This window comes from Mesorhizobium sp. M1328 (assembly GCF_040318075.1).
Lineage (GTDB): Bacteria > Pseudomonadota > Alphaproteobacteria > Rhizobiales > Rhizobiaceae > Mesorhizobium.
Map to the genome: position 1 here is coordinate 1 of NZ_JAMYLO010000064.1, position 4,038 is coordinate 4,038.

Consider the following 4,038-nt stretch of genomic DNA (forward strand, 5'->3'; position numbering starts at 1 on the left):
GGGTGTGGACCTCTGTGAGCTATGCGCTTTCGGCCGGCTCGGAGATTGAACTTCTTGCCACCACCAACGCGTCCGGCACGACGGCAATCAACCTCACCGGCAACGAGCTCGCCCAAACCATCCAGGGCAATGCCGGCGCCAACGTGATCAACGGCCGCGGCGGCGCCGATACGATGACCGGCTATGGCGGCAACGACACCTACTATGTCGACAATGCCGGCGACAAGGTAAACGAGGCTTCGGGCGGCGGCACCGACAGGGTTTTCGCTTCAGTGAGCTATGCGCTTTCCGCCGGCTCTCAGGTCGAGATTCTCACCACCATGAACGCGTCCGGCATGACGGCAATCAACCTCACCGGCAATGCGTTCGCCCAAACCATCCAGGGCAATGCCGGCGCCAACGTGATCAACGGCGGCGGCGGCGCCGATACGATGACCGGCTATGGCGGCAACGACACCTACTATGTCGACAATGCCGGCGACAAGGTAAACGAGGCTTCGGGCGGCGGTCACGACAGGGTGTGGACCTCTGTGAGCTATGCGCTTTCGGCCGGCTCGGAGATTGAACTTCTTGCCACCACCAACGCGTCCGGCACGACGGCAATCAACCTCACCGGCAATGCGTTCGCCCAAACCATCCAGGGCAATGCCGGCGCCAACGTGATCAACGGCGGCGGTGGCGCCGATACGCTGACCGGCTTTGGCGGCAACGACACTTTCGTCTTCAATAGCACCCTTAGCAGCGGCAATGTCGACAGGATTACCGACTTCAACTCCTCGCAGGACAAGATCCACCTCGACGATGGCATTTTCAAAGGGCTTCCGGTTGGGGCGCTTTCCCAGGCTGCTTTCTATGCCGGGACGGCAGCGCACGACAGTTCCGATCATATCATCTACAATAGTGCAACCGGGGCGCTCTCTTTCGACAGCGACGGGATCGGCGGCACAGCTCAAACACAGTTCGCCACGCTTTTCCCCCCATCTCTCTCGGCAGCCTCCTTCTACGTGACCTGAAGAACCGACGGGGAAGCGACATCGCGCGAGGCGCTGCTGTGACGAACAAGGACCAAGTGGACAACCAGCACCCCGCCAGCCTCTTTCGTTAAGTGCAGATGTGCTGGCATGGACTGTAGCGGTATCGAGGACGCTCCCCAGATACAGTTCGTCACTTACCGTGGTGGCGAACTCTTGGAACAGACGGCCGACAATGCCGCCCATCAGCAAGAGCGGGATGAACACCGCGACGAGCGAAATGCTGATCGACAAAACCGTGAAGCCGATTTCGCACGCGCCCTTCAATGCGGCATGCAGGGGCTTGGAGCCACCGGAGCCCTCGAGCCAAGGTATTTCTTCGCTGGAACTAGGGCGCACGACGCCGACGACCACATCGTCTATGACAAGGTTACGGGTGCGTTGTTTTATGATTCCAACGGAAACGTCGCAGGCGGCGTGACACAGCTCGCGACGCTGACGAACAGGCCGACGCTGCTGGCCGACGATTTTTTCGTGATCTGATCCGGCGCCTACGGCGGTGCGCGTGAAAACGAGATCTCACGGTACACGACAGTCAGGGTGAGAACGGGATTCCTCAGCAAAAGGATCTTCGCCCATGCCACTGATTCATTCCGCTCTCATCGAGACGTTAGGTTGGCACTTTGCATTGAGCAAGAGCCGGCTTGTGACGCTTGCAGCGCTGATCGCCGGGCTTGCCCAGTCTCGCAGCGTCAACCTTTCGCATCTGGCCGTGCATCTGTGCGGCCCGGCGTGCCATGCCTCGAAATATCGGCGGCTACAGCGGTTCTTCCAGTTCGTCCGGCTCGACCAGGCCGTGGCGGCGCGGCTCGTAGTGCACATGCTCAACCTGGAGCGACCAAAGTATCTGGCGCTCGATCGCACCAACTGGAAGCTTGGATCGCGCGACATCAACATCCTGATGTTGGCGATCGTCACAAGGCACTTCCGGGTGCCGCTGCTGTTTGCCTTGCTACCGCATCAGGCCAACTCCGACACGGGTCACCGCATCGCACTGCCGCGCCGTTATCTTAGCCTGTTTCCTGCTGCCTCCATCCGCTGCCTGCTCGCCGACCGTGAGTTCATCGGCGCCGAATGTATGGATTTCCTCAACGAAAACAATATCCCCTTTGCCATCCGGGTGAAGGTCGACATGACCGTTACCCTCGAGGACGGTCGCGCATGGTCGCTCGCCACGCTCTTGCGGCGCAGGCGGGCCCGATGCGCAACCCTCGTCGGGCACATCAACGGCACAGTAGGCGCCACGCGCGAGCCTCTTCGTCTTGCCGCCAAACGCCTTGGCAACGGCGAATGGCTGATCGTGGCCACCAATCGCCCCGATCCGAAGCAGCCCCTCAACGACTACCGAAAGCGGTGGGGTATCGAATGCCTGTTCGGTGATACCAAGACACGAGGCCTCAATCTCGAGGACACCCACATCACCAATCCCGAGAAGCTCGCAAGCCTCATCGTCGTCGTCATGCTCGCCATCACATGGGCCTATCGATGCGCCACCCAGACCCATGGCATGAAGGCCATACCGCGCAAAAGCCACGGTAGACTGGAGAAGTCGTGGTTCCGTATCGGTCTCGACGCGCTGGAGGAACTGGATACTCAACAGCCCCAAAGCAGCTGCCCATGCATGGCTCGCTAAAGCACCCCGAAGATCGATTACGGTCTCAAAACACGCCTGAGTCGTGTACCGTGAACGAGATCACGCGACACCACTGTAGCTTCTTGTTTGCGCATCGCTTTGTTCGAAAAACCGGTGATCACTTTTTCGAGCGATGCACTAGCTCTACTGCGTCATAAACTGTGTTGGATCTCTTTGGCAGCAGGGATATCGTGTGATGTTATCCTACAACGTCGCTCCGACCGATCCAGTGCCCGTTCGTGACAGCTAGCGAGAACAGCGCCCATAAGCTCCGGCAAGGCCGCTGGTGGCTTGTCCCGTGGTGGGCGAAGGAGATGCCGAACGCCTGATTTCAGGCGATCGCGATCGACTTCCAGCGCGCCAGCCGCTCTGCGATCAACTCCGCGCGCTGGCGATCGTCGTTTCCGTCCAGGATGGCCAAATCCGCCGGATCGGCGCGCAGGTAGACACCGGACGTCCGCGCGTTCACGCCCTCGGGGCCATCCGAACGGGTCGTAAAATACCCGGCGGCGCGATCGACGGACTCCAGCAGGATCTCTCCCGTACCGTACAATTTTGCGGTGCATTAGGGTCGCGGGGCCGTTCTCCGTTCCAGTAGTAGAAAACGCCGGCAGGCTCCTTCCTCTCCTTCAGGGCTTCGCTCCAGTATCTGGCGGACAGAGTGCCGTCCTCCTGCCATGAGCGGCCACGCAGCTCCAGCGTACCGTCGAGGGCTCGCGAGATGCGCAGGAGGCCTTACGGCGGAAGGCTCTCGCGGGCCGCGCGCCGAGAGGGAGAATTGCCACCACAGGCCCTCAATGCGTGCGAGGCGGCCCTCGCTCTCGATGGCCTTTCGAAGCTTCTGGTTGATGGTCCGCATCTCGGCAGCGTTTGTCGCTTCGCCATATCGTACGCACGTCAATCCGAGGAGATCGGTCGGAGGCTTCGAACCGCTCGCATGCAGTATGAAAGTTCGGCGCAAGCCGAGGACGCTGCTGAAAAGACCGGCTTCGAAGACGACATTGTCGCGCGGAGAAGCCTGGCCGGAACCAGCGGGAGGGGAAGCGGGCAGGCTGGCCGTCGTCCAGTCGTCGCGGGCGAACACGAACGCCGCGAAGTCCACTTCACGCGTAAGCTCGAGGAGACGGTCAGCGTGGTCGTGCCCGGATTGAAGGATGTCGTCCAGGGATCGACATGCGCGACGTCTTCGAGGCCGGGCGTCAGCGCCTGCACCAGCTTCATCTGCGCTCCCGGCGAGCCAAGGAAAATGCGGGGCTTGTTCATCTATTCCCTCACTAGAGTCTTTCACGTTTTGACGGAAGCGTATCCGGCGTTTGCGAAGTAGTTTTTGCATTCGCCGGGTTCGATCGTCGCAACGAGGTGGCCGATGTGGCG

Annotated in this window: 4 protein-coding genes and 1 pseudogene; 2 read left to right on the forward strand and 3 right to left on the reverse strand. The window is 60.7% G+C overall.

Features of this window, described 5'->3' with window-relative positions; all coding sequences use genetic code 11:
- Nucleotides 1-1,013, forward strand: a 1,013-nt coding sequence (locus tag NKH23_RS34260) for a calcium-binding protein (protein ID WP_352917435.1), incomplete at its 5' end; no start/stop codon positions are given.
- Between the two features lie 155 nt (nucleotides 1,014-1,168).
- Here the strand turns inward: NKH23_RS34260 and NKH23_RS34265 are convergent.
- A pseudogene (locus tag NKH23_RS34265) lies at nucleotides 1,169-1,322 on the reverse strand (efflux RND transporter permease subunit); the annotation flags it as partial.
- A gap of 286 nt (nucleotides 1,323-1,608) precedes the next feature.
- On the opposite strand from NKH23_RS34265, the gene NKH23_RS34270 reads away from it, so the two are divergent.
- Entirely contained in the window at nucleotides 1,609-2,664 is a 1,056-nt protein-coding gene (locus tag NKH23_RS34270; RefSeq protein WP_352722126.1) for an IS4 family transposase, read from the forward strand.
- Between the two features lie 331 nt (nucleotides 2,665-2,995).
- Here the strand turns inward: NKH23_RS34270 and NKH23_RS34275 are convergent, their stop codons facing one another.
- Complete coding sequence (locus NKH23_RS34275) at nucleotides 2,996-3,217, reverse strand: hypothetical protein (protein WP_352722127.1); 222 nt, start codon at nucleotides 3,215-3,217, stop codon at nucleotides 2,996-2,998.
- A gap of 12 nt (nucleotides 3,218-3,229) precedes the next feature.
- On the reverse strand, nucleotides 3,230-3,952 hold the full coding sequence (locus tag NKH23_RS34280) for a TIR domain-containing protein (protein WP_353036761.1): 723 nt from the start codon (nucleotides 3,950-3,952) through the stop codon (nucleotides 3,230-3,232).
- Between the last annotated feature and the right edge of the window lie 86 nt (nucleotides 3,953-4,038).